Origin of the sequence: Oscillibacter ruminantium GH1 (genome assembly GCF_000307265.1) — a bacterium.
Taxonomy (GTDB): Bacteria; Bacillota; Clostridia; order Oscillospirales; family Oscillospiraceae; genus Oscillibacter; species Oscillibacter ruminantium.
This window is the reverse complement of the sequence record NZ_DF158896.1, coordinates 621,505-646,428: the sequence shown is the minus strand read 5'-3', so window position 1 is coordinate 646,428 and position 24,924 is coordinate 621,505. Positions and strand designations below refer to the sequence as shown.

General features: G+C 57.1%; 20 protein-coding genes and 1 pseudogene. 13 read left to right on the top strand and 8 right to left on the bottom strand.

Translation table 11 applies throughout. From position 1 onward, the window contains the following. Window position 1: 1 nt before the first annotated feature. From pstA to ON16_RS03085, 5 genes are all read left to right on the top strand, one after another. The gene (gene pstA / locus ON16_RS03105) at window positions 2–808 is read left to right on the top strand and encodes a phosphate ABC transporter permease PstA (protein ID WP_439645730.1); all 807 of its coding nucleotides are present in this window, start codon (window positions 2–4) and stop codon (window positions 806–808) included. Between the two features lie 111 nt (window positions 809–919). Then, entirely contained in the window at window positions 920–1,675 is a 756-nt protein-coding gene (gene pstB / locus ON16_RS03100; RefSeq protein WP_040659297.1) for a phosphate ABC transporter ATP-binding protein PstB, read from the top strand. Between the two features lie 17 nt (window positions 1,676–1,692). Further along, window positions 1,693–2,340, top strand: coding sequence for a phosphate signaling complex protein PhoU (gene phoU, locus ON16_RS03095; RefSeq protein WP_040659295.1), 648 nt, complete (start codon window positions 1,693–1,695; stop codon window positions 2,338–2,340). A 96-nt stretch (window positions 2,341–2,436) separates the two neighbouring features. Continuing rightward, a complete protein-coding gene (locus tag ON16_RS03090; protein WP_040659292.1) occupies window positions 2,437–3,105 on the top strand; it encodes a response regulator transcription factor in 669 nt (222 codons plus the stop codon). Beyond that, a complete protein-coding gene (locus ON16_RS03085; RefSeq protein ID WP_040659287.1) occupies window positions 3,102–4,769 on the top strand; it encodes a sensor histidine kinase in 1,668 nt (555 codons plus the stop codon). The genes ON16_RS03090 and ON16_RS03085 overlap by 4 nt, the downstream gene beginning before the upstream one ends. Before the next feature lie 264 nt (window positions 4,770–5,033). Here ON16_RS03085 and proS read toward each other — a convergent pair whose 3' ends face one another. Together proS and ON16_RS03075 are read right to left on the bottom strand one after the other, a co-directional pair. Continuing rightward, window positions 5,034–6,473: a proline--tRNA ligase gene (proS, locus tag ON16_RS03080; protein WP_040659284.1), complete on the bottom strand. Its 1,440-nt coding sequence runs from the start codon at window positions 6,471–6,473 to the stop codon at window positions 5,034–5,036. 104 nt (window positions 6,474–6,577) lie between these two features. Next, on the bottom strand, window positions 6,578–7,933 hold the full coding sequence (locus ON16_RS03075; protein WP_040659282.1) for an MATE family efflux transporter: 1,356 nt from the start codon (window positions 7,931–7,933) through the stop codon (window positions 6,578–6,580). Between the two features lie 305 nt (window positions 7,934–8,238). Between ON16_RS03075 and ON16_RS03070 the strand changes: the two genes are divergently transcribed. The 3 genes from ON16_RS03070 to ON16_RS03060 all read left to right on the top strand — a co-directional run bounded on the left by ON16_RS03070 (window position 8,239) and on the right by ON16_RS03060 (window position 10,240). Then, window positions 8,239–8,568, top strand: coding sequence for a hypothetical protein (locus tag ON16_RS03070; protein WP_144032038.1), 330 nt, complete (start codon window positions 8,239–8,241; stop codon window positions 8,566–8,568). 126 nt (window positions 8,569–8,694) lie between these two features. Further along, window positions 8,695–8,904 (top strand): hypothetical protein, encoded by a 210-nt coding sequence (locus tag ON16_RS03065; protein ID WP_040659278.1) that lies wholly within the window; start codon window positions 8,695–8,697, stop codon window positions 8,902–8,904. Between the two features lie 280 nt (window positions 8,905–9,184). Beyond that, window positions 9,185–10,240 (top strand): hypothetical protein, encoded by a 1,056-nt coding sequence (locus tag ON16_RS03060; RefSeq protein WP_040659276.1) that lies wholly within the window; start codon window positions 9,185–9,187, stop codon window positions 10,238–10,240. A gap of 202 nt (window positions 10,241–10,442) precedes the next feature. Here the strand turns inward: ON16_RS03060 and ON16_RS03055 are convergent, their stop codons facing one another. Continuing rightward, entirely contained in the window at window positions 10,443–11,408 is a 966-nt protein-coding gene (locus ON16_RS03055) for a LysR family transcriptional regulator (protein ID WP_040659274.1), read from the bottom strand. Window positions 11,409–11,714: 306 nt separating this feature from the next. On the opposite strand from ON16_RS03055, the gene megL reads away from it, so the two are divergent. After that, complete coding sequence (gene megL / locus ON16_RS03050) at window positions 11,715–12,911, top strand: methionine gamma-lyase (RefSeq protein WP_040659272.1); 1,197 nt, start codon at window positions 11,715–11,717, stop codon at window positions 12,909–12,911. A 69-nt stretch (window positions 12,912–12,980) separates the two neighbouring features. Here megL and ON16_RS03045 read toward each other — a convergent pair whose 3' ends face one another. The 4 genes and pseudogenes from ON16_RS03045 to ON16_RS03030 all read right to left on the bottom strand — a co-directional run bounded on the left by ON16_RS03045 (window position 12,981) and on the right by ON16_RS03030 (window position 17,794). Further along, on the bottom strand, window positions 12,981–13,931 hold the full coding sequence (locus ON16_RS03045; protein WP_040659270.1) for an L-lactate dehydrogenase: 951 nt from the start codon (window positions 13,929–13,931) through the stop codon (window positions 12,981–12,983). 170 nt (window positions 13,932–14,101) lie between these two features. Then, window positions 14,102–15,844, bottom strand: a complete 1,743-nt coding sequence (locus tag ON16_RS03040; RefSeq protein WP_040659268.1) for an L-lactate permease — start codon at window positions 15,842–15,844, stop codon at window positions 14,102–14,104. Window positions 15,845–15,952: 108 nt separating this feature from the next. Next, entirely contained in the window at window positions 15,953–16,201 is a 249-nt protein-coding gene (locus ON16_RS03035) for a hypothetical protein (RefSeq protein ID WP_040659266.1), read from the bottom strand. 377 nt (window positions 16,202–16,578) lie between these two features. Further along, window positions 16,579–17,794, bottom strand: a pseudogene (locus ON16_RS03030) (IS110 family RNA-guided transposase). Window positions 17,795–18,082: 288 nt separating this feature from the next. Between ON16_RS03030 and ON16_RS03025 the strand changes: the two are divergent. Next, window positions 18,083–18,475, top strand: coding sequence for a hypothetical protein (locus tag ON16_RS03025; protein WP_040659265.1), 393 nt, complete (start codon window positions 18,083–18,085; stop codon window positions 18,473–18,475). A gap of 60 nt (window positions 18,476–18,535) precedes the next feature. Here the strand turns inward: ON16_RS03025 and ON16_RS03020 are convergent, their stop codons facing one another. Continuing rightward, entirely contained in the window at window positions 18,536–19,171 is a 636-nt protein-coding gene (locus tag ON16_RS03020; RefSeq protein ID WP_040659263.1) for a flavin reductase, read from the bottom strand. A 227-nt stretch (window positions 19,172–19,398) separates the two neighbouring features. On the opposite strand from ON16_RS03020, the gene ade reads away from it, so the two are divergent. The 3 genes from ade to ON16_RS03005 all read left to right on the top strand — a co-directional run bounded on the left by ade (window position 19,399) and on the right by ON16_RS03005 (window position 24,832). Further along, the gene (ade, locus tag ON16_RS03015; RefSeq protein ID WP_040659261.1) at window positions 19,399–21,123 is read left to right on the top strand and encodes an adenine deaminase; all 1,725 of its coding nucleotides are present in this window, start codon (window positions 19,399–19,401) and stop codon (window positions 21,121–21,123) included. 242 nt (window positions 21,124–21,365) lie between these two features. Further along, the gene (locus ON16_RS03010; protein WP_040659259.1) at window positions 21,366–23,621 is read left to right on the top strand and encodes a hydratase; all 2,256 of its coding nucleotides are present in this window, start codon (window positions 21,366–21,368) and stop codon (window positions 23,619–23,621) included. Further along, a complete protein-coding gene (locus ON16_RS03005) occupies window positions 23,603–24,832 on the top strand; it encodes an NADP-dependent isocitrate dehydrogenase (RefSeq protein ID WP_040659257.1) in 1,230 nt (409 codons plus the stop codon). The genes ON16_RS03010 and ON16_RS03005 overlap by 19 nt, the downstream gene beginning before the upstream one ends. Window positions 24,833–24,924: the final 92 nt, after the last annotated feature.

The window sequence follows — 24,924 nt, the reverse complement described above, 5'->3', positions numbered from 1 at the left end:
CATGCGCACCCTGCTGTGGCTGGCCGGCGGACTGACCTGTGCGCTGCTGGCGTTTATGATCGGCTATATCTTTTTTCGGGGCGTGCCGAATCTGACTTGGCCCCTCCTCAGCGGCCAGACCAGCTATCTAAAAAACACCATCGGCATCCTGCCCAACATTGTCAACACCCTGTATATCATTCTGGTGGCCATGGTTTTGGTGCTGCCTATCGGTGTGGGCGCGGCAATTTACCTGACGGAGTATGCCACCAGCCACCGTCTGGTTGGAATCATAGAATTTGCCACCGAATCTCTGGCTGGTATCCCCTCCATCATCTACGGTCTTGTGGGTATGCTGATCTTTGTGCAGTTCATGAATCTGCAAAACGGCATTCTGGCCGGCGGACTGACGCTGGTCATCATGATTCTGCCCACCATCGTTCGCACCACGCAGGAAAGTCTGAAGACCGTTCCCCAGTCCTATCGGGAGGGAGCGCTGGCGCTTGGTTCCGGCAAGTGGCACATGGTGCGCACCGTGGTGCTCCCCGGGGCGGTGGACGGCATCGTGACCGGCTGCATTCTGGCCGTGGGCCGCATCGTTGGAGAGAGCGCAGCTCTGCTGTACACAGCCGGATTCGGTCTGGTGCTCAACGACTTCGCCACCGCGCTCCACTCCTCCTCCGCCACGCTGACCGTAGCGCTCTATATCTACGCCAACGAGCGGGGCGAGACGGCGGTCGCCTTCGCCATCGCCACGATTCTGCTGCTGCTGACTCTGGCCATCAATCTGGCCGCCGGCTTTGCCGGTCGGAGACTGAAAAAGCAGTGAGCCGCCGTCTTTTGCGCAGTCCCCGCTGCACACCGCATATCCAGCCTACCCAACCCCGCCGACATTTTCAAGACTGCCCAGGCAGTCTGAACCAGACAAGGAAGTGAAGCCATGGACCCCATTCTCTCTGTTAAAGATTTAAACCTGTGGTATGGCGACCATCAGGCGCTGCGCTCCATCAACGTGAACATCCCCGCCAACCAGATCACGGCCCTGATCGGCCCGTCCGGCTGCGGAAAGTCCACCTTTCTGAAAACGCTGAACCGCATGAATGATCTGATTCCAAGTGTGCGCATCACCGGAGAGGTCAATTTTCGGGATCAGAATATCTATGACCCGTCGGTGGATGTGACGGGCCTGCGCCGCCAGATCGGCATGGTTTTTCAAAAGGCCAATCCCTTTCCCATGAGCATCTATGACAACGTGGCCTATGGTCCCCGGACCCACGGCGTCCGCAACCGGGCAAAGCTGGACGAGATCGTGGAGACTTCCCTGCAGTCCGCCGCCATCTGGGACGAGGTGAAGGACCGGCTGAAAACCTCTGCTCTGGGTCTTTCCGGCGGGCAGCAGCAGCGGCTATGCATCGCCCGGGCGCTGGCGGTGGAGCCGGAGGTACTTCTGATGGACGAATCCACCAGCGCGCTGGACCCCATTTCCACATCCAAGATAGAAGATCTTGCAGCAGAGCTGAAAAGCAGGTATACTGTGGTCATGGTGACCCACAACATGCAGCAGGCCGCCCGTATCTCTGACAAGACCGCCTTTTTCCTTTTGGGTGAACTGGTGGAATTCGGAGGCACGGAGCAGATGTTCTCCGATCCCACAGACAAGCGGACAGAGGACTATATCACCGGCAGATTTGGTTGAGAAAGGGAGCGGATAACATGAGAACACAGTTTGACGAACAGCTGGAACGGCTTCATCTGGAGTTGATCCGCATGGGCGCTTTGTGCGAAGACGCGATCTCCGCCGCCGCCAAAGCCCTTTTGGAGCAGGACGCGGCTCTGGCGGACAAAGCCCGTGAGGCTGAGGAGGAAATCGACCGGGCGGAGAGCGACGTGGAGCGGCTGTGCTTGCAGCTATTGCTGCGCCAGCAGCCTGTTGCAAAGGACCTGCGGGAAATTTCCTCGGCACTGAAAATGATCTCCGATTTGGAACGCATTGGCGATCAGGCGGCAGACATCGCAGAGTTGAGCGGCTACGTAGCCGATGCGTCCGATGCCGGGCGAACTCACATCGGAGATATGGCCCGCGCCACCATCTCCATGGTGACAGACAGCGTGGATTCCTTTGTAAAGCGTGATTTGGAGCTGGCCCGCGCCGTGTGCGCGGCGGACGACAAGGTGGACGCTTTATTTCAGGACGTGAAAAAGGAAATCGTCGGCATGATCTCCACCGACAGCAGTAAGGGCGAGCTGGCGCTGGACCTTTTGATGGTGGCGAAGTATTTCGAGCGGATCGGCGACCACGCCACCAATGTCGCCGAATGGGTGGAGTATTCCCTGACGGGTGTCCATTCGAACAACAATTAAGGCAACGCCGCATGATTTTTGGCGCTGAGCGCCAATTACGCGGTGCTGTCTTGGCCGGTTGAAACCGGCAGTTCATTTTTTCGGGAGGGGCCAAGGATGATCTATCTGCTGGAAGACGACGACAGTATCCGGGATTTTGTAATCTACACGCTGAACAGTCAGGGCATGGAGGCGAAGGGTTTTGAACGGCCCTCCGCATTTTGGGATGCCTGCGCCGAGGCGCTGCCTTCGCTGCTGCTGCTGGACGTGATGCTTCCGGAGGAGGACGGCCTCACCATTTTGAAAAAACTGCGGGCGGACGGAAAAACCGCCCGCCTGCCCATTATCCTTTTGACCGCAAAATCCACGGAGTACGACAAGGTGCTGGGTCTGGACGGCGGGGCGGACGACTATGTGGCCAAGCCTTTTGGCATGATGGAGCTTCTCTCCCGCATTCGGGCGCTGCTGCGCCGAACGGAGACGACAGAAGAGCAGTTCCGGGCGGGGGACCTGACGGTAATCCCCGCCAAGCACATCGTCCGCGTGGGCGAGCGGGATGTGGCATTGACCCAGAAGGAGTACGAAATGCTCTGCCTTCTGATCCGCAGCAAGGGAAAGGTCTTCTCCCGGGAACAGCTCATTGAAAGTGTTTGGGGCTATGCCTTCACCGGCGAGACGCGGACTGTGGACGTTCACGTCCGCACCCTGCGCCAAAAGCTGGGAGACGCGGGAGAGTGCATTGAGACAGTCCGGGGCTACGGCTATAAAATTGGAGAGACAGTATGACAAAACGAATTTTTCGCTCCATCCTCGTCGTGTCGCTGGCGGCGCTGTTGGCGGCGCTGGCTCTGGTCGTGGGTGTGCTGCACGGGTACTTTGAAAGCCGAACGGAAGCGGATTTGAATCAGCAGGCCGTCACCATCGCCCGGGGCACGGCTTTGGGCGGCATCGATTATTTTGAAGGGCTGAATATTTCCAGCCGCGTGACTTGGGTGGGACAGGACGGAACTGTCCTTTATGACAACTGGCAGAACGCCTCCACCATGGAAAACCACGCCTCCCGCGAGGAAATTCAAGAAGCCATGTCGCTGGGCAAGGGCACCGCCGTCCGCTGGTCCGACACACTGGGCCAAACCGCGATCTACTGCGCCGTTCGGCTGGACGACGGAACCGTCGTCCGGGCGGCCAGCACCCAGTATTCCGTCTGGGCGCTGGTTCTGCAATCGGTGCAGCCCATTTTGGTGGTGGTCATCGCGGCGATGATTCTGGCGGCAATGCTGGCCTCCCGTCTGTCCAAGAGCATTGTCCGCCCCATCAACGAGTTGGATTTAAATAATCCCGGCGGGACTTCCGAGGATTTTTACGAAGAGCTGACCCCCCTTTTGACCCGCCTGCGGATGCAAAACCACGAGATTCGTCAGCAGATGGATCAGCTTCGCCGCCGTCAGGAAGAATTTTCCGCCATCACAGAGAACATGAGCGAGGGCTTTTTGGTGCTGGATATCCGCACCCGGGTTCTGAGCAACAACTCTGCGGCGCTGCGCCTGCTGGAAACGGACTGCGTTCCGGTTCCGGGCGAAACCAGCGCTTTCGTTCTCAGCCGGGAGGAAGGCTTCCGCCGCTGCGTGGAAGAGGCGCTGGCCGGTCGGCGCAGCGAACGGATGGTACGCCGGGAAACCCTCTGCCGCCAGATCATTGCCAGCCCCGTCATGCAGGATGGGCACTTAGGCGGCGCGGTGGTGGTGATTCTGGATGTGACGGAACGCGAACAACGAGAGAGTTTGCGGCGGGAGTTCACCGCCAACGTCTCTCACGAGCTGAAAACGCCTCTCACCGCCATTTCCGGCACGGCGGAGATTTTGGAAAACGGTATGGTGAAGCCGGAGGACGTGGGCCATTTTGCGGGCAATATCCACCGGGAAGCCGGACGTCTCATTGAGCTGGTAAACGACATCATCAAACTCTCCCGTCTGGACGAGGGCGGCGCGGACGGTCCTTGGGAAGAGATGGATCTGTACCGTCTGTCAAAGAATGTGCTGGAGCAGGTGCGCCCCGCCGCGGAAAAACGGAATCTGACCCTCTCTCTGAAGGGTGGCCCGGCAATGGCCTGTGGCGTTCCTCAGATTCTTGAGGAGATCGTCTACAATCTCTGCGACAACGCCGTGGCCTATAACCGAGATGGCGGCAGTGTCACCGTAACCGTTGAGGACACAGGCAAGGGCGCGCGTCTCACCGTGGAAGATACCGGCGTTGGGATTCCCGCCGAGGCCCGGGATCGGGTGTTTGAACGGTTCTACCGGGTCGATAAAAGTCATTCCCGAGGCGGAACCGGACTGGGCCTTTCCATCGTAAAGCACGGCGCGGCCTATCTGGGGGCCACCGTGGTTTTGCGCAGCGAGGTTGGAACCGGCAGCACCTTCATCTTGAATTTTCCACCTGCGGAGCACTGAGCAGCAAGCACTCCGCCGAAAGTGCGGCAATTTCAACATTTGAACTGTGGAACCCATCCATTTTTACCTACCCGTGAACAAAGCAGGAGGCCGTCCCTATCCGGACGGCCTCCTGTTTCCTTGCTTGCCACGATATCGGTCCCCATGGTCCGCACAAAAAAACCGGGCTGAGAGCAGCAATGCTCTCAGCCCGGTTTGATGGTTCACAGTCCGTGAAATAATTTGGTCTGGTCTTTTCCGCAAAGCGGACGCTCCGTCAGGTGCTTAATAGGCCACGCCCCAATAGATGTCGGTCTTGCAGGGCTTGCCGCACACGGGGCACACGCCCTCGGTGCCGCTCTGCTCCAGCGGCATGCAGCGGGAGGTAACGCCCGCCTGCTCCTTCATTGCCATCTCGCACTCCAGCGCACCGCACCACTTGGAGCGGAGGAAACCGCCCTTGCCCTCGGCAATGGCCTTAGCCTCGGCGGGGGACTTGATATCAAAGGTGTTGTCCTCCCGGTTCTTCAGCGCCATGGCATACATGTTGTCGTGAACTGCGTCCAGCAGCTCCTTGATTTTGCTCTCCAGCTCTGCCAGAGGCACGAATACCTTCTCACCGGTGTCCCGCCGCGCCACGACGCACTGCTCTTTCTCGATATCCTTCGGTCCGATCTCCACCCGCAAAGGCACGCCCTTCATCTCGTACTCGGCGAACTTCCAGCCGGGGGAATTGTCGGAATCGTCCAGCTTCGCCCGCAGGCCCGCATCCAGCAAGCGCTTTTTCAGGCCGTCCGCCGCATCGAGAACGCCGTCCTTGTGCATCGCCACAGGAATGACCACCACCTGCACAGGGGCGATCCGGGGCGGCAGAACCAAACCGTTGTCGTCGCCGTGGGTCATGATGATGCCGCCGATAATCCGGGTGGAAAGGCCCCAGGAAGTCTCGTAGGGATGAGTCTGCTGGTTGTTTTTATCGGTAAAGGTAATGTCAAACGCCGTGGGGAAGCCGTTGCCGAAATAGTGGCTGGTGCCGCCCTGAAGCGCCTTGTGGTCGTGCATCATGCACTCAATGGTATAGGTGGCCTCCGCTCCGGCGAACTTTTCCTTTTCGGTCTTCCTGCCCCGGACGACGGGCATGGCCAACACATTTTCGCAGAAAGAAGCATAGCACTCCAGCTGCTGCTCCGTCTCGGCGATGGCCTCCTCAGGTGTGGCGTGGATGGTGTGACCCTCCTGCCACAAAAACTCCCGGTGACGCAGGAAGGGGCGGGAGGTCTTCTCCCACCGCAGCACGCTGCACCACTGGTTATAAAGCATGGGCAGGTCCCGCCAAGAGTGAACCACCCGGCTCCAATGGTCGCAGAACAGCGTCTCAGAGGTGGGGCGGACGCACAGCGGCTCCTCCAGCTTCTCACTGCCGCCCATGGTGACCCAAGCGCACTCCGGCGCAAAGCCGGAAACGTGGTCCTTCTCCTTCTGGAGCAGGGATTCGGGAATCAGCATGGGCATGGACACGTTGGTGTGGCCTGTCTTCTTAAAGTCGGCGTCCAGAATGTTCTGGATGTTCTCCCAAATGGCGTAGCCGTATGGCCGCAGGACAAACATCCCCTTCGTGCTGGTGTAATCAATCAGTTCCGCCTTTTTGCACACGTCTGTGTACCACTGGGCGAAATCGGTATCCCGGGACGTGATGGCGTCCACTTGTCTTTTGTCCTGTGCCATATTCTTCATTCCTTTATATTTAATAGGTTCTACTTATTTTCTGTTTTCACTGAACTCTTATTGTATCCAGTCCGGGCGAAATTGTCAACTGCTTCGCGGCTGCGTCAGTTTTTTCCGGTTTCCCGCATTTTCCCCAGCGCCCGCAGCATCAGCGGCACCGCCACGGCAAACGCCAGAATGTCCGATACCGGCTGCGCCAGAATCACGCCCCACAAATTGAACAGCCGCGGCAGGATCAGCACCGCCGGAATAAAGAACACACCTTGCCGCGCGGCGGCAAGAAACGTGGCGGGGCCGGTATCTCCAATGGTTTGCAGGGTCATATTGCTGATGACCACCCAGCCTGAAAGCGCAAAGCCCACGCACTGACACCGCATGGCCAGCGCACCCACCCGGATCACCTCCGGGTCGTTGCGAAACAGCGCCACCAGCTCCGGCGCGAAGACCGCGCCCAACGCGCACACCACCAACAAAAACGCAGTGCCCCACTTGACGCAAAACCAAAAGCCCTGCCGCACGCGATGATAGAGTTTTGCCCCATAATTAAAACCGCACACCGGCTGAAATCCCTGCCCAAAGCCGATCAGCGCGGAACCACCGAACATCATCACCCTTGTCACCACCGCCATAGCGGCGATCACCGTGTCGCCGTATCCCCGGGCAGAGCGGTTCAGGCAGATGGTGGCAAGACTGGCGAGGCCCTGCCGGGCCAGAGACGGCAGTCCTCCCCGGGCAATCTCCTGACAATAGAAGCGCTTGATCTGCGCGTCCTTCAAATGGGGCCGCAGATTTCCGCCCCGGCCGCACTGCCACAACAGCAGGCAGAAGCTGGCGAACTGACTCAGCACGGTTGCCAGTGCGGCGCCGGCAACGCCCATTTTCAGGGCAAAAATGAACACCGGGTCCAGTGCGATGTTCAGCACTGCTCCGGCGGAAATACCCACCATGCCATAGGCCGCACTGCCCTGAAACCGCAGCTGGTTGTTCAGCACCAAAGACGCCGTCATCCACGGTGCGCCAATCAAAATGATGCGCATATAGTCTCTGGCGTAAGGCAGAATGGTGGGCGTGGCGCCCAGCAGATTCGCAAGAGGCGTTAAAAAAATCTCCCCCAGCACACACAGCACCGCGCCCGCCAGCAGCGCCAGCGTAAACCCGGTGGAGGACATCCGCCGGGCCTCGGCTCCGTCCTGCTCGCCCAGCTTGCGGGAGATATAGTTGCCGGATCCGTGTCCAAAGAAAAACCCGATGGCTTGTATCACCGCCATCAGGGAAAATACCACACCCACCGCGCCGGTGGCGCTGTTGCTATCCAGCTTTCCGACAAAATAGGTGTCCGCCATATTGTAAATGGACGTTACCAGCATACTAATGATACACGGCACAGCCAGTTCGCAGATCAGCCGCCCCACCGGCTCTGTGGTCATCCGAATATATTTTTCTTCCTGACGGCCTTCCACCCCGCACCTCACTCCTCTTTTTTACAAGATCTAAACATGTTCTTATAATGTATCATAATCAGCACACTTTCTCAAGAGGTCCGCATTTTGTTTCTTCCAACGGGGCGGCAGCGGGAAATCATTGCCGTCTCGAAATGTCAAAGCGGCTTTCGCAGAATCATTCCATACTGGCTCTAACCGGCTGCGGAAAGCAGAACACAAATCCCCAGACTCCGCCCGCAAATGCCTCTGGCTCTTCCAACTTCTCCGGCTCCTCCGTGTCCGGCGGAGCAAGTTCGGCTCCCGGAGAGACAGGCGGCCAAACGGTGCCGAGCGGCTCTCTGACGGCGGTTGCGGATCTGTTGGGAAAATCGGACGCAGACGTGAAGGATCTCTTCAACGGCGGAACCGAGAACCCGACGGAGGACGGCTCCACCCTGCTGGGCCGCTCCTATACGACCTCACTGGACGGAACCCCCGTGACGTTGGAACCTGTTTATGCGGAGGATCAGACCGTGAGTTCCGTTTCTGCTTCTTTCACCGATAAAACCCCGGAGGAAGTGAAGTCCATCATGACCGCCGTCTTTGGCGAGCCTCGGGTTGCCGACGAGACGCAGGCGATGGACTCCAAGACCCTCACATGGACAAAGGATTAGGTTTCCATTATTATGAACGAAAGCTACGGAATGTCTATCGTGGAATTCATGTCGGTCGGCAGATGATGATATAAAACAAAACGGCGGCGTGTCATCAGGCGTGCCGCCGTTAAATTAGGAGATTTTATGAAAAAAATTGCAAGTCTTTTGATCGGCGTTTTGCTGATTGCTTTAACCGGCTGCGGCGCACAAACGCAGCCTGCACCGGAAAGCAATCTGTTGGATTACAACTTGGGGGAAGGCACACTGACCGACTCCAACGGCAGAGAGATTGCTTATGAAATGCAGGGTCTGGTTGGAATCCCGGCAAAAAAAGCTGCCCGGTGGTGGTGCTGATTCATGGCTCGCACCCCATTGAAAAAGCCTCCGAGTCCCGCTATGACACCGGCTTTGACTATCTTGCGCGAGCCTTGAGCGAGCAAGGCAATCTGGTCGTCAGCCTGAACGTGGCCATCAACTATTCCTTTGAAGACGGCGAACCCAACGGAAACGAACGCACCCGGCAAGTCGTGGCACAGCAGCTGGCCCTTCTCAAGAAGGCAGTGGACGGCGACAAAAAGGTGTTTGGCTACGACCTCTCCGGTCCTGTGTTGGTGACTTCAGCAAGATCGTGCTCATGGGACACTCACGCGGCGGCATGGACGTGCTGGAATGCGCGAAAAGTCTTCCGGATGGGATGCAGCTGGCAGGCGCAGTCTGTGTTGCCCCCGCCACCTATAAGGAGTGGGAAATCCCGTTCCCAAATGTGCCGGTGGGCATCATCATTCCCCAGATGGACGGCGATGTGATCTCGCTGGACGGCAGCGACATATATGAAGACCTGATCGCGGACACGCAGTATACCAGCACTGCGGAGCTGATCTGTCTAAAAAACGCCAATCATGCCTATTTCAACACCCAACTAACTCAGCCCGATCTGAACCACGAGGAGGCCAATTTGGCAAAGCTGATGCCCGCCCAGCAGCAGCGCGATTTTCTGGCGGGCTATCTTACCGACTTTGTAAAAAGCGCCGTCACAACGGGACAGTCGGTTTTTGCGTCAGCTTCTCCGCTGGAGAGTTCTGCCTACGGCTGTGACGTTCTGCTGCGGGTCCACTCCGGCACGGCAAAGATGCTCTATACGGCGGAAAGTGACGATTTGCTTACCTGCGCTGGGAGCGCGGCCGCCACCAGAGAGATTGCCAGCTATCTGCCGGATCAGAACACGGTGGAAACCTTCAAACTGCCCGATGGGTCCAGTCTGGGACGTTATGACTTGCAGCGCATTGTCTGGAGCGGGACGGATTCACATGTGACAATTCCGGCGGCGGGCGATATTACAGTCTGCCGTTTTCTGGATATTGACATGGCGCTTGACAGTACAGACTCCCAAAACAGCGGCGGACAGCCCCTGACGCTGCTCTTGACGGACGCGGACGGAAAAACCGCCCAATCCGCTATTGACCCCAGCGCTGCCGCCCTCCTCTGGCAGGAGGGCGAGCTGACGGAAAAAACCGGCTGGGACGGCAATCCCACTCAGGAATATTCCACCTTTACCCCGCTGGTCACGATGCGTCTTGATCTGAGCAAGCTGGACAGTATTGATCTAAGTCGTCTTGCAAACCTGCAAATGTCCTTTGGCAGTTCCGGAGGCGACAGCATGATGCTCCGCAGCATCAGCGCCGCCGCATGACAGCGATGGGCCGCAGCCTTTTTTCCACAAAAATATAAAATTGTGGAAAAGTGTCCACAGAACGGTTCCCCCACGGGAAACCATCCATAGCAACACAAACAGGAGGCGGGCAAAAAATGCCCGCCTCCTGTTTACATCTGCCTTTTCAAGCGGGCGGGAAGATTCGGGCCGCATCCCGCCCCCTTCTAATTTCGACCCACGATCATCCCCGGTGGACGATCTGCCGCTTTTGAACGGTGCGGGTATAGGCCGCAGCCTCCGCTGCGGCCTCCGCCAGCAAACGGAGGAATTGCTCCGCCTGCGGCGAGGTCTTCTTGCTTTTCGCCCGAATCCAGCCCAGCCGCACATTGCCCCGTCCCTCCAGCGGAATGGAGATCACCCGTTCGTCGCTCAGCCCCGCAGTCAAAAGGCCGCTGCCGGTGGTAAACGCATTCGAGGCCGCCAGCACCTCCATCATCGCCGTGCGGCTGTTCACGCAGATGGTCTTGGCCGGCTTTCGCTCGGGCAGCAGGCGGTATTCCTCCGAGAAATCCGCCGCAGCGCCCTGGTCGTGTTCAAAACAGGCATAGGGATATTCCGCCAGTTTCGCCTCCGTTAAAGACGCGCACGCCGTCAACGGGTGATCCCGGCGGAGGTAAACACAGGGGGGCACCGCTTCCAGCTCATGGAATTCCACATCCTGCGCGTCCATCCGGCGGCGGATAATTTTCTCCGTCAGATCGGAAAGAAAAATCACGCCCACATCCGCCCGATGCTCGCATACGTCCTGAATCACCGCGTCCATTCCCGTCTCCCGAATAGACAAATTGTACCCCGGTGCGTCCACCTCTTTTAAAAGACGCAAAAATGCGTCCTCCGCAAAGGGATAGCGCTGGGTGGAAACGGCAAAGCGCACCGGAGTCGGAGCAGAGCGGGCGCTGGTATACAGGCTCTCAATCCTGCTCTTTTGCTCCAAAAGTGAAACGGCGTAGGACACAAATTCCTCGCCCTCGGGGGTAAATTCCACGCCCCGGTTGCTGCGGTTAAAAAAGTGAACGCCAAGCTCGTCCTCTAAATCCCGGATCGCAGTGGAAATTCCGGACTGGGACAGGAACAGGTTGTGCGCCGCCTTGTTAATGGAGCCGCATTTACTGACCTCCACCACATAAGTAAGCTGTTGGAATGTCATCCGACCCCTCCTTCCGAATCTGTTCTTTGAACTTATTATAAAAATTTTCGGGAACGTTGTCAATTTATTATCTGAATTTTAGGCAACTGATTTCCGAAAACACATGCTAACGCCCGCTTAAAAATCATGCTATATTGTTAATAGATCATATAAATTACATTTTTGCTTCCTATTTATATGTGGTTATTGCACAATTTCGTTTTAACAAATTGTCCCTGTTTCCAATCCGAAAGAAACCGGATTGGCCCTGTCATCCACCGTTAAAAATTTGCCCGCCCTGCGCGGGCCTGATGAAAGGATGGTACCATGAAAAACGAAAAGCAGCTGGGCTTCTCTACCCGCCAGATCCATGCCGGAAAGGAAGCCAATTCCGCCGGTTCCCTGTGCACACCCATCTACCAGACCTCCACCTTTGAATTTGCCTCGGTGGAGCAGGGCGGCGCCCGCTTTGCGGGGGAAGAGGGCGGCTATATCTATACCCGCCTTGGCAACCCCTCCCTGACCCAGGCAGAAGCAAAGCTGGCCTCTTTGGAAAATGGCGAAGCCGCGCTGGCCGCCGCCTCCGGCATGGGCGCCATCTCCTCCGCCCTGTGGACATCCGTGGTGGCGGGGGACGAGATTCTGGCAGACGAAACGCTGTACGGCTGCACCTATGCCCTGCTGGTCCATGGGATGGGCAAGTTCGGCGTCCATGTGATCCTCACCGACCTGAGCAATCCCGAAAATCTGAAAAAGCACTTGAGTAGCAAGACCAAGGTGGTCTATTTTGAAACGCCCTGCAACCCCACCATGAAGGTGATCGACATCGCCGTTACCTCCCAGATGGCCCACGATTTCAACCCCGCCATCCGGGTCATTGTGGACAACACCTTCTGCTCGCCCTACCTCCAGCGGCCTTTGGATCTGGGCGCGGATGTGGTGGTCCACAGCGCCACCAAGTACATCAATGGCCACGGGGACGTGATTGCCGGCTTCGTGGTGGGCAAGGCGGACTTCATTGGTCAGTGCCGGATGTTTGGTCTGAAAGATATGACCGGCGCGGTCATGAGTCCCTTTGACGCATTTTTGATTGCCCGGGGTCTGAAAACCCTCAGCATCCGCATGGACCGCCACTGCTCCAACGCCCAAAAGGTGGCGGAATTCCTCCACGGTCATCCCGCCGTCGCCAAGGTCTACTATCCCGGTCTGGCGGATTTTGAGGGCCGGGAAATTGCCCAAAAGCAGATGTCGCAGCCCGGCGGCATGATGTCCATTGAGCTGAAATCCGACCGCGCCGCCACCGCCGCCGCGCTGAACAAGCTGGAACTGTGCACCATCGCCGTATCTCTGGGCGACGCGGAGACGCTGGTGGAACACCCCGCCTCCATGACTCACTCTACCTATACACCGGAGGAGCTGAAAGCCTCCGGAATCAGCGAGGGGCTGGTGCGCATCAGCGTGGGTCTGGAGGACCCGGAGGACATCATCGCGGACCTCAAGGCCGTTCTGGACACCCTGATTTGATTTCAAATCGTATAAAAAGGCTCGTGGATAACTAAAAGTTATCCACGAGCCTTTCTTTTTCAGGGGAAATCAAATTTCCTTCAGATGCTCCATATTGTGCCGCACTTCCTCACAGCAGTTGTGGAACGCAGCCTTTTCCTCGGCGGAAAGAGGCAGTTCCACCACTTCCTCCACGCCGTCTTTTCCGATGACGCAGGGAACGCCCACATAAATGCCGCTCTCGCCATACTCCCCGCACAGCTCTGCGGAAGCGGGCATGATCTGCTTTTCGTCGTGCAGAACGATGTGTACCATTCGGGCGGCGGTTGTGGCAATTGCGTACTCCGTGCAGAATTTTCCGGTAAACGTGGCCCAGCCCGCGCCGATGGACTCCTTCTGAAGCGCCTCCCGGTCAAACTGGAAGCGGGGATCGCCGGTGGCAGCCCAATCATCCAGACTGCGGCCCCGGAAGGACACGGCGGACCAAGCCGCGATCTGGGCGTTACCGTGCTCGCCCAGCATATAGGCGGTAATGGACTTGTGGTCAATCCCGGTCTGGCGGGCCAGCGTGGAAATGAGCCGGGCGGTGTCAAGCCCCGTACCGGTGCCGAAGACCCGGCCCTTGGGAAGGCCCAGACCCATAGCCAGCTCCCTCGTCACAATGTCGCAGGGGTTCGTGATGTTCACCAACACGCCGGAAAAGCCGCTGGCCTTGATTTTTTCCACATAGCCCCGAACGGCGGGGATGGTGAAGTCCATCTCCGTGACCCGGTTATGATTGCCCCGGAGCAGGTCGATCTTTCCGGTAGAGTTGACGATCACGTCGCAGTCTCCCAAATCCGGAAAATCGCCCACGCTGACCTTCACCCGATGGGGCAGGTACGCCACGGCGTCAAACAGGTCCTGACACTCGCTTTTGACCTTGGCCTCGTTTTGATCCACCAAAACAATCTCGTCCGCAATGCCCTGCACCGCCAGAGAATACATTACATGTGCGCCCACGTGGCCCAGGCCGATAACTCCGACTTTTCTTGTTTTCATAGTTTGTTTCCTCCTGTTGTTCACGCGATTTTTTCAATTGGTTCAGGCCGCGGCGTGTACGTGGTCTGAACGCCCCCGCCAGCGTCCGCATGCGGACGCTGGCGGATATTGCACTTCCGGCAACGCCGGAAGCATGTATCTAGGGGGGACTTTGTCCCCCCTAGAGCCGGTTACATCCCAAAATTAGGGAACATCACCAGCGTATACACCATGGAAAGCACCATGTACAGCGCCACCAAAATGCCGCAGGCGGGAAGGGTTTTGCGCATAACCTTGGATTCGTTGCCCACTTGGCCAACGGTGGCACAGGCGGCCACGGTATTGTTGGCGCAGATTAGATTTCCCAGAGACGCGCCAGCGTTCTGTCCGGCAAACACCGTGATGGGATTCATGCCCAGCGTTGTGGCCGCCTGCGTGTGCATGCCCGCGAACATAATGTTGGAACCGAGGCCCGTGCCGGTGATAAAGGAGCCCATGGTGCCGATAAACACGGCGGCGGCGGGATAGAACGTCCCCGCAAGATCGGAGATGTCGCCCGCGATGAGGCTCATCATGCCGGTGGTGGAGGACTGCATGATATAAGCAAGAACCAGAAGACTTCCCATCGTCACCAAAACAGGGCAGACAGAACCGATTGTGGTTTTGCAGACAGAGCCAAACTCACTGCGGCGCAAAGCTTTTCCCACCGCGACCGGGAAGTTTTTCACACAGGCTGAGGCGTCGGAGAAGAAGGTATGGCCCTCCATGGCCCGGGCCTGCGCCACGCTGACCTGCTCATAGACAGTCTCCCCATTTTTGCCCGCGCGAGCCACAGTGACGGAGCCGCCCCCGGTAATCCCGCTGAACGCGCCGCCGAAATCCTCGGCCCGCATCCCCAGCGTGATGGCGCCCAACACGGCGCAGAGGAAAATCACCACATCCACCCAGACGATATAGCCGAAGGTACACATGAGTGCAAAGCCGTTTTCAACAAAGGCGGGCACACCGTACCGCACGGCGGGGAGCAGGATCAGCATGTAGAGATAAGGAGACATGGCGCGCCATGCGCTGTATTTCCGCTCCACCTTTTCGGGGGCCTTGTAACGGAATTCCTCCGGTGTCTTGATGGGAACCAGCTTCACATAGGCCACGGAAAACAGCATGGATAAGATGCCGGTGCCCATGGAGGTGATCTCCGGGCCGACAAAGTTGCTGAGGAAGAACATGGTGGCCCCGGTGGTAACGCCTGTATAGCAAAGGTAGGGAACGATGTTTTTAAAGCCCTTGCGGCCAAACGCGATCGCCACCATGATGAAGGGAATGACCATCACGCCGAACATATGGATGCGGCCCACCATGGCGGAGTTCAGCGCTGCGGTGGAAATGCCTGCATCTACCAAGGCCGCGCCGCCGGAGATGGTGGTCAGGCCCGCTCCGCCCCAAGAGCAGGGAGTCGCATCGCCCAGCAGAGCTACCGCAATGGCCACGATCGGGTCAAAGCCCAGCGCCACCAGAAACGGAGCCGCAATGGCTGCGGGAGCGCCCGCACCCGCAGCGCCCTCCAGAAAAATGGGAACCATCAGACCCACCACGATCAGCTGCACCCGGCGGTCATTGCCGGAAATGCGGGCCACGGTGTTTTTCACGTCTTCAATCGCGCCGGTCTTTTTCAGAGTGTTGAGAATCACGAACGCTCCGAATACCATGGCGACGATTTTGCCGCCCTCCTTGATCCCTTTCCAGAGCAGCGCGTCATAGGCCGCCACATTCTCCTTAAAGGTAAGACCGGTCACGTTGAAATAGGTAAACGCCAAAACCAGCGTCCAAATCAGCGCCAGTGGAGCGACCTTCATCGCCGGTTTCTTAAATGCCAGAATCCCCACTAAAACAAATGCGATGGGGCTGGCTGCCAACACAAACTCAAATACTCCCATAATCGATCTTCCTCTCTTTTTTGCCAAACTGAAAATATAAAAAGAGAAGCGGCCCCGCCTGAAAGCGGAGCCGCTTCTGATTTCTCCCAAATGGGTTTCAGACGCGTATCACCGTTTCAAGCGCACGGGCATGCACAAAATAACCAGCAGGCCCAGCAGGCTAATCAGCGTAATCAGGGTAATGCCCAGCAGAGATACCAGCACCAGAGAAACCGCCAGCAGGACAACAAAAATGGACGCTGCAAACGCAGCGTCCAGAATCAGAGCAACCGTATTGAATGCGGCGCAGAAGAAAGCCTCCGCGGCAAAAGCTGCCGTGGAAGTCATGGCGGTATTGGTACGCATACGCATCGTCATGGCTTTCTCCCCTCTCGGCGCTCCATGGCACCAGTGTTTTTTCCTACGATAACGGCTGGGTGAAAAAAAGTCAACAGGAAGTTGCATGCAGTTCGTCAAATTCGTGAAATTGTTCCTTGTTCTTTGTCTGCATTTTACTTTTCCTGTTTGTTTTATACAAAGAAATGTGTCTTACTGCTGATTCGTTGTCTGATTTCTCAAAAGGGCCGCTTGTTTTTTTCCACCGGACTTGTTATACTTTTTTAAGTTTAGAAAGTCTGCAAATAAAAAGTCAATAGAAAATCCAGAGAAATTGCAGGCACAAAAGCGAGGCTGAAAATCGTAACACAAAAAGGCCACCGCAAAAGCGCTGACCTGAGCTGTGAAAATAACAATAGTTAATCGGCTGCTTCCAACGACGCAAGATATTCCTTTACCCGCCCGTAGTAGATGCGAAGAAACTTGTTGGCGCCGGCAGTCATGTAGACCAGATAAGGCTTGCCTTCGGCGCGTTTCTTATCCATGAATTGGTACACCGGGTCGTCCTGCGGCATGGTTTTCAGCAAGCAGTCCATGACAAGGAAAAGAGCTTTTCGCAGTTCTGGAGGGCCGCTTTTGGACGTGCGTGTACTCTTGGCTTCAAATGCACCAGACTGGTTTGCACCGGGGTCAACACCGGCAAAAGATGTAATGGAGCCTCTGTGAGCAAAGCGGGTCACATCCCCAATCTCTGCCATGAGCTGCGGGCCAAGAGAATCTCCCACACCGTGCATTGCCATGACAACAGGATATTCGGGAAGCTGTGCGGCCAGTGTGCGCATTTCAGACTTAAGCTGTTCCACCGATTTGGAGATTGCATTCAGGGAATCAATCGCCTGCCGCACCAGCAGCTTAGTCAAAGCATCTTTGGGAAGCATAGCAATCAAATTCTGCGCTCCAGCATGAATTTCAGCAGCTTTGCTTTCGCTGAAATTATAACTGTGCCGTTTACACCACTTGCTGTAACGCTCGGTGAAAGCGGAAAGACTCAGGTTCCGCACAGAGTCTACGAGCCAAAAGGCCGCAGCAAAATCCACCCACTTCTGGCTGCCGTCCTCACGGGCGGGGCTGTCAAACAGGGCGTTGACGCCGGGATTGGTCTGGTCCAAAAGAGCGATGAGATTGTTTTTCATCATCGTCTTGGTTTTGGAGTACAGCCCCTGCTGCCGGTTCAGCGTTTTCAGTTGGTAACGAATCGTATCCATGGGAGTATGTTGCCGCAGTTCCACCCAGTTGTCAAGACCGTAGCGGGCAATTTTCCGTGAATCCGCTGCATCTGTCTTGACCTTGCGCAGAGAATTGTTGCCGTAATGCCTTAATGAGTTTTGGATTCACCGCGCTGACAAAGATTCCCTCATCGTAGAGGAACTGGGCTACCGACTCATAGTATCGCCCGGTATGCTCCATAACCACCCGCGTCTCGCCGTCCAGACTTTTCAAGTAGTCTGCCAGCTCCTTGAGTTCGCTGCTGGTGTGACGCACAGTAAACGATTTTGCTACAACTTCTCCAAAGGGTCGAAGAACGGAAACCATACTTTTCCCCTTGGAAACATCAACGCCAGCCACATTGTTCATAGAAAGCACTCCTCATTGTAGATTGGTCATTTGGCGACCAGCCCTTCCATCATTGCCGATTCAATCTATCTGATGACACGGACGCACCGGCGTGGCGGCTCTACCTCCATAAATCGAACGCTGCGAATGAGAGGCTGGCTGACGGACTTTCTAGCGGACGTGATAGTCCTTGGAGGCACACGTCAGGCCATGACCCCATCATTCTAACAGCTTAGGCAACGATACGGAAAAAGACACGGCTGGCTGCCGTGCCTTAACCCGTAAATATATTGTAATAGGAGGTACACCATGCTGAAACGGGAGGACATTTTATCTCAGCTTCACACGCTTCCTCTGGATCTGGACCGCTGCTGGCTGAATGCGGGTGGGGCCTTGGTGCTGTATGGCCTGCGGGATGAAACTGCGGACATTGATCTGGGCGCGGAGCCGTCTCTGATGGATGAACTGGTGGCTGCGGGCTTTTCCGCCACGCAGAAGGAAGACGGCAATCGGAAGATTCATCTGCCGCCGGTTACCGATCTATTTGAAAACTGGGCTTCCGACGAAACGGAGACAATGGATGGCATTCGGGTCATCTCACCCGCAGGCATTCTGGATCTGAAAGAACAGCTGAACCGCCCCAAGGATCAGGCGGACATTGTACGTCTGCGTGAATTTTTAAAAAACCACGCTGCAAGGTAAACAAAGGGAGGCGTCCGCCAATAGCGGACGCCTCCCCCATCATTTTATCTGTGCAGACACTCAGTCGTTGGGAACGAATTTGCTGGCGGGCGCATGGCAGACCGGGCAGATATAATCCGGGGGCAGCGTCTCGCTCTCGTAGATATAACCGCAAACGGTGCAGCGGAAACCGCTGCCCACCATCTCCCGCACCACGGTGGCAGTGGGGGGTGTGCTCTTGCCCCGGTTTGTGAACGCGCCCAGCGTAAGCATCTGGCCGCCTGCCAAAACCTCCGCTTCCGTGGCTTCGCCCACGAAGAGGATGTAGCTGCCGATTTCCAGCTTCTCCACCACGCGGCAGCTAACACGGGACACCATGTGCTCCGTCAGGTACGGACAACCAGCCTCATCCGCCTTTGCTTCAAATCCGGTGAACTTGTCCCCCACCCGGCCCGATTTGTAGCCGAAGGTGTTGACAACTTCCTCGGGACAGTCCGCCGCCAGCAGCGTCACGGAAAAAACACCGGAGGCCAAAACCGCGTCGGTCGTGGCATGGTCCTTATTTAAGGTGACTGTAAAACGAGGCGGACGGGACGAAGTCACCTGCGCAAACGAGGTGGCAATACAGCCCTGCCGCTTGCCGTTTGCGGAGGTGGAGACCAGATACATACCGTAATCCATGGCCTCATAGGCTTTTGCGTTGAAGGTTCCACTCATAAAAGAGCTCCTTTCCTGTGCCGTTTCCGGCAGTCCATTCGTATATTTTATAATTCTAATATACCAGAGGTTTCCATAATTTCAAGTGATTTATGCAACAAATAAATTTTTCATGGTTTCACTCTGGACAAACACATTTTTTGCGCGTATACTTTCCTCAAATCAATCGTTATTATTTCTCTTACTTTTAAGCATAAGAAAATTTAATATTAAGAAGGAGTGATTCCATGTCTGAGAGCTATGCGGGCAAGATCAATCGGAAGCTGTTGAAAAAGCGGCGCATCATCGCCGCTGCCTCCGGTCGGGAAAAAGCGGATCTGGTGCTGAAAAACGCCACCTATGTCAATGTGTTTTCCAACGAGCTGTGTCAGGCCGATATCGCCGTGGCCGAGGGTCTGATCGTGGGCATGGGCCGGTATGAAGGCGAGACGGAGCAGGACTGCACCGGCAAGATCGTTCTGCCCGGTTTTTTGGACGCCCACATCCACTTGGAAAGCTCCCTCGTCTCTCCCAAGGAGTTTGTGAAGGCCGTTTTGCCTCACGGCACCACCACCGTCATCACCGATCCCCATGAGATCGCCAACGTCATGGGGAGCGATGGCATCGAGTACATGCTGCAAGCCACAGAGGGGCTGCCGGTGGACGTGCGGTTTATGCTGCCCTCCTGCGTCCCGGCAACGCCGCTGGACGAGTCCGGCGCGATTCTGGACTACCGGGCCATCGACTCCTTCTACGATCATCCCCGTGTGCAGGGCCTTGCGGAGATGATGAACTTTGTGGGCGTGATCAACGGCGACGAGCAGGCCGTTGAGAAAATCGTGGCGGCGCAGGCCCATCATAAGAAGATCGACGGCCACGCGCCGGACCTTGTGGACAACGATTTGAACACCTACATCGCCGCCGGGGTGTACTCCGACCATGAATGCCACGATTTGAACGACGCCATCGCAAAGCTCCAGCGCGGCCAGTTCATCATGATCCGGGAAGGGACCGCCGCCCGGAATCTGGAGGCGCTGACGCCGCTTCTGTGCGACAAATACTCCGAACGCTGCATGTTCTGCACGGACGACAAGCACCCCAACGACCTTTTGGAAAAGGGCCACATCGACTACATCGTAAAGCAGGCCATCGCCCTTGGCGCGGACCCCATCACGGCGGTGAAGGTGGCCTGCCACAACGCGGCGCGGTATTTCCTGCTGAATAACCGGGGTGCCATCGCGCCGGGATATCTGGGGGACTTTGTCATCATCGACAACTTTGAAAACTTCCACATTGAAAAGGTCTACAAACGGGGCGAGCTTTTGGTGGAAAACGGCGTAGTGAAGGAGTTTCCCGTACCGGAGATTGAGCCGTATCTGGTGGAGCGTGCTCACAGCACCTTCCATTTGGGAACACTGAGCGCGGAGGATTTTGTGGAAAAACGCCCCCGTGGCATCATTGGCATGGTTCCCGGCGAAATCACCACCGTGGACGCGGGATACTCCGACCGCATCGACGTAGAATACGATGTGCTGAAGCTGGCGGTGGTGGAGCGCCACAAAAACACCCACCACATCGGCATCGGCTATATTCAGGGCTACGGCCTGAAATCCGGCGCGGTGGCCACCTCCATCTCCCACGACTCTCACAATATTATTGTGGTGGGAACCAACGAAGCGGACATGGCGGCGGCGGTAAACCGGGTGGTAGCGCTAAACGGCGGCATCGTGGTGCTGGACAAGGGAACTTCCGTGGCGGAGGTCCCGCTGGCCATCGCGGGCATCATGAGTGAAGAGCCGCTGACAGACGTGAACCGGGAGTTGGAAAACGCCAAGGCCAAAGCCCGTGTTTTGGGCGTCTCGGCAGGCATTGACCCGTTCATGACCCTGAGCTTTATGGCGCTTCCAGTAATCCCCTCCCTGCGCATCACCACCCGCGGCGTGTTCGACGTGAACCATCAGATCTACGTATAATTTGAAATTCACCGCGCGGACAGGGCAGAGCCTTTTGTCCGCGCGGTTTTCTTTTCGGAGTGCCGCGTCAAAGTTGCCCCCCTGCGGCTTTACAATCCTTGTTATTTTGACGAAAATGCAGGATCATATTTTATTTCCTTCATTTTGCCTTTTCATATCCACATTTATGTGGTACATTAGAATCACTATTACATTAAGAAGAAATTCGGCTGCAAAAGCAACAGCCTCAGGAGGGATCTCATATGATCGCGCTGCATTCTTCCGGCGTGTTCCTTTCCAATGGCGTTCCCTGCGAAACTGCGCCTGTCTCCCGGTTGGAGGGGCGGAAACGCACGCTGGCCTGGTCCGTTTTGCAAAGTCACAATATCTCCGGCGACGACAAACAGCTCCACATCCGCTTTGACGCCATGGTTTCTCACGACATCACCTATGTGGGCATCATCCAGCAGGCCCGTGCCTCCGGTATGCGGGAGTTTCCCCTGCCCTATGCGCTGACCAACTGCCACAACAGCCTGTGCGCCGTGGGCGGCACCATCAATGAGGACGACCACGCCTTCGGGCTTTCCGCCGCGAAGAAATACGGCGGTATTTATGTTCCCGCCAACCAAAGCGTCATCCATTCTTACGCCCGGGAGCAGCTGGCGGGCTGCGGACGCATGATCCTCGGCTCCGACTCCCACACCCGGTACGGGGCGCTGGGAACCATGGGTGTAGGCGAGGGCGGTCCGGAGCTTTGCAAGCAGCTGCTGAAAAACACTTGGGACTTGGATTACCCGGAGGTGGTGCTGGTGTATCTCACCGGCGCGCCGCACATGGGCGTGGGGCCTCACGACGTGGCTCTGGCGCTGGTGAAGGCCACTTTTGAAAGCGGCTTTGTCCGCAACCGGATTCTGGAATTTGCGGGACCGGGTATCGCCTCCCTTCCCATGGACTATCGCAACGGCATCGACGTGATGACCACGGAAACCGCCTGCCTCAGCTCCATCTGGGAGACGGACGAGACGGTGGCGCAGTTTTATGAGGCCCACGGCCACGGCGCGAACTATCAGACCCTCCGCCCCGGTGAAAACGCCTATTACGACCGAATGGTGTCCATTGATCTTTCCGCCGTTGAACCGATGATCGCCCTGCCATTTCATCCCTCCAACGCTTATCCTATCCGGGAGTTTCTGGAAAACGCGGAAGACCTTTTGGCGGCGGTTGAGAAAGACGTGAAGCAGCGCTGGCCCAAGGCCAATCCTCACCTTGTGGATAAAATCCACGACGGCGGCGTTTGGGCGGATCAGGGCATTGTGGCGGGCTGCGCGGGCGGATTGTTCGACAACATCACCGCCGCCGCGGACATTCTGCGCCACGGAAGCGTTGGAAACGAAGGATTTTCTCTCAGCATCTACCCCACCAGCGTGCCGGTGAGTCTGGCGTTGACCCGGGCGGGCGTTGCCGCCGAGCTGCTGGAAAGCGGCGCGGTGCTCAAACCCAGCTTTTGCGGCCCCTGCTTCGGCGCGGGCGATGTGCCGGCGAACAATGCTTTAAGCCTGCGGCACACCACCCGCAACTTTCCCAACCGGGAGGGCAGCAAGCCGGGTGAAGGCCAGTTTTCCGGCGTGTGCCTGATGGACGCACGATCCATCGCCGCCACCGCCCGAAACGGCGGAAGAATCACCTCTGCCACGCAGACGGACTGCGACATCCATCCTCTCCCCTACCACTTCGACGCCACCCCCTACGAAAAGCGGGTATATAATGGCGTAGGCCATCCCCGTCCGGAAACGGAGCTGGTGATGGGACCGAACATCACAGACTGGCCGGAAATTCCGCCTCTGGCGGAAAATCTTCTGGTGGAGCTGGCGGCAGTTCTCCACGACGAGGTCACCACCACCGACGAGCTGATCCCCTCCGGTGAAACCTCCTCTTACCGTTCCAACCCGCTTCGGCTGGCGGAATTTACCCTATCCCGCCGGGAGCCGCAGTACGTCCCCCGCGCCAAGGCCGTTGCCGCCATGGAGGCGGAGCGCCTTGCCGGGACAGCCCCGGCAGCGCTGACCGCACTGCTCGCCCGCGTGGGCGACGGAAATGAACTGGCAAAAACCACCCGGTTTGGCTCCGCCATTTACGCCAATAAGCCCGGCGACGGGTCCGCCCGGGAACAGGCGGCCTCCTGCCAGCGGGTGCTGGGGGGCTGCGCCAATCTGTGCCACGACTTTGCTACCAAGCGCTACCGCTCCAACTGCATCAACTGGGGCATTCTGCCTCTGACGCTGGAAGGGGACTTTACCGGAGAAAACGGCGACTGCGTTTTTATCCCCGGCGTTCGGGCGGCAATTACCGCCGGCGAGGAAACGCTTTCCGCCTCGCTGCTGCGCAAGGACGGCGGAAAAGAGGCCTTGACGCTTCATTTGCAGGGATTAACTGCGGAAGACAGAGAAATTTTACTGGACGGGTGTCTGATGAATTATTATAAAAAAAAGGAACGGTTGAGATGGAAAAAATCAAAATGACCACGCCCTTGGTGGAGATGGACGGAGATGAAATGACCCGGATTCTCTGGCGCACCATCAAGGAGGACTTGATTCTGCCCTATGTGGACCTGAAAACGGAGTATTACGATCTGGGTCTGCCCCACCGGGACGAGACGCGGGATCAGGTAACTGTGGACGCGGCCAACGCCACGGAGCGGCTGGGCGTGGCCGTCAAGTGCGCCACCATCACTGCCAACCGTCAGCGGCAGGAAGAGTATCACCTGTCTGAAATCTGGCCCTCCCCCAACGGCACCATCCGCGCCGTTCTGGACGGAACGGCGTTCCGCGCCCCCATCCTGCTCCCTTTTCTCCGCCCGGCGGTGCCGGGATGGGAAAAGCCTATCACCGTGGCCCGCCATGCTTATGGCGACATGTACAAGGCCGTGGAGCTGGTGACGAACGAGCCGGGCATTGCCAAGCTGAATTTCAAGGGGCAAAGCGGCAAGGATGAAACGCTTGTGATCGCCAAAACCAAAGGAAACGCCGTATTTCAGGGCCAGCACAACACAGAGACTTCCATCCGCGCCTTTGTCCACTCCTGCTTCCAGTACGCACTGGACACAAAGCAGGACCTTTGGTTCTCCGCCAAGGACACCATCTCCAAGGAATACGACGGCGAGTTCCGCCGTGCGTTTGACGAGGCATTCGCCAACACCTATCAGGCGAAATTCGACGAGATGAACCTCCACTATTTCTACACGTTGATTGACGATGCGGTGTCCCGCGTCATGCGCTCCAAGGGCGGCTTTATCTGGGCGCTTAAAAATTACGACGGCGACGTGATGAGCGACATGGTTGCCGCCGCCTTCGGCTCTTTGGCCATGATGACCTCCGTGCTCGTTTCACCGGACGGGTCTATGGAGTTCGAAGCGTCCCACGGCACCGTCACCCGCCACTTTTACCGCTATCGCGCCGGAGAAAAGCCCTCCACCAACTCCACAGCCACCATCTTCGCCTGGACCGGCGCTCTGCGCCGCCGTGGCCAGCTGGACGGACTTCCCGACTTGATTTCCTTTGCCGGGAAGCTGGAGAACGCCTGTCTTGAAACTATGAAGGACGGCCTGCTTACCGGAGATCTTGGCGTTTTGGTGGACGAAGGCCACCGATGCCAGATTTTAAACTTTGAGGAATCTCTTGAGGCCATCGCAAAGCGGTTGGCAACAAAGATGCACCCCATCTCGGAGCGGTGAGGTTCCTTCCCTCTTTGTGCTGTGCGCTTTTTATGTTTCTTTACCGCAAAACAGCCCGTGCTGTCCGCACGGGCTGTTTTTTTGCGCACCGC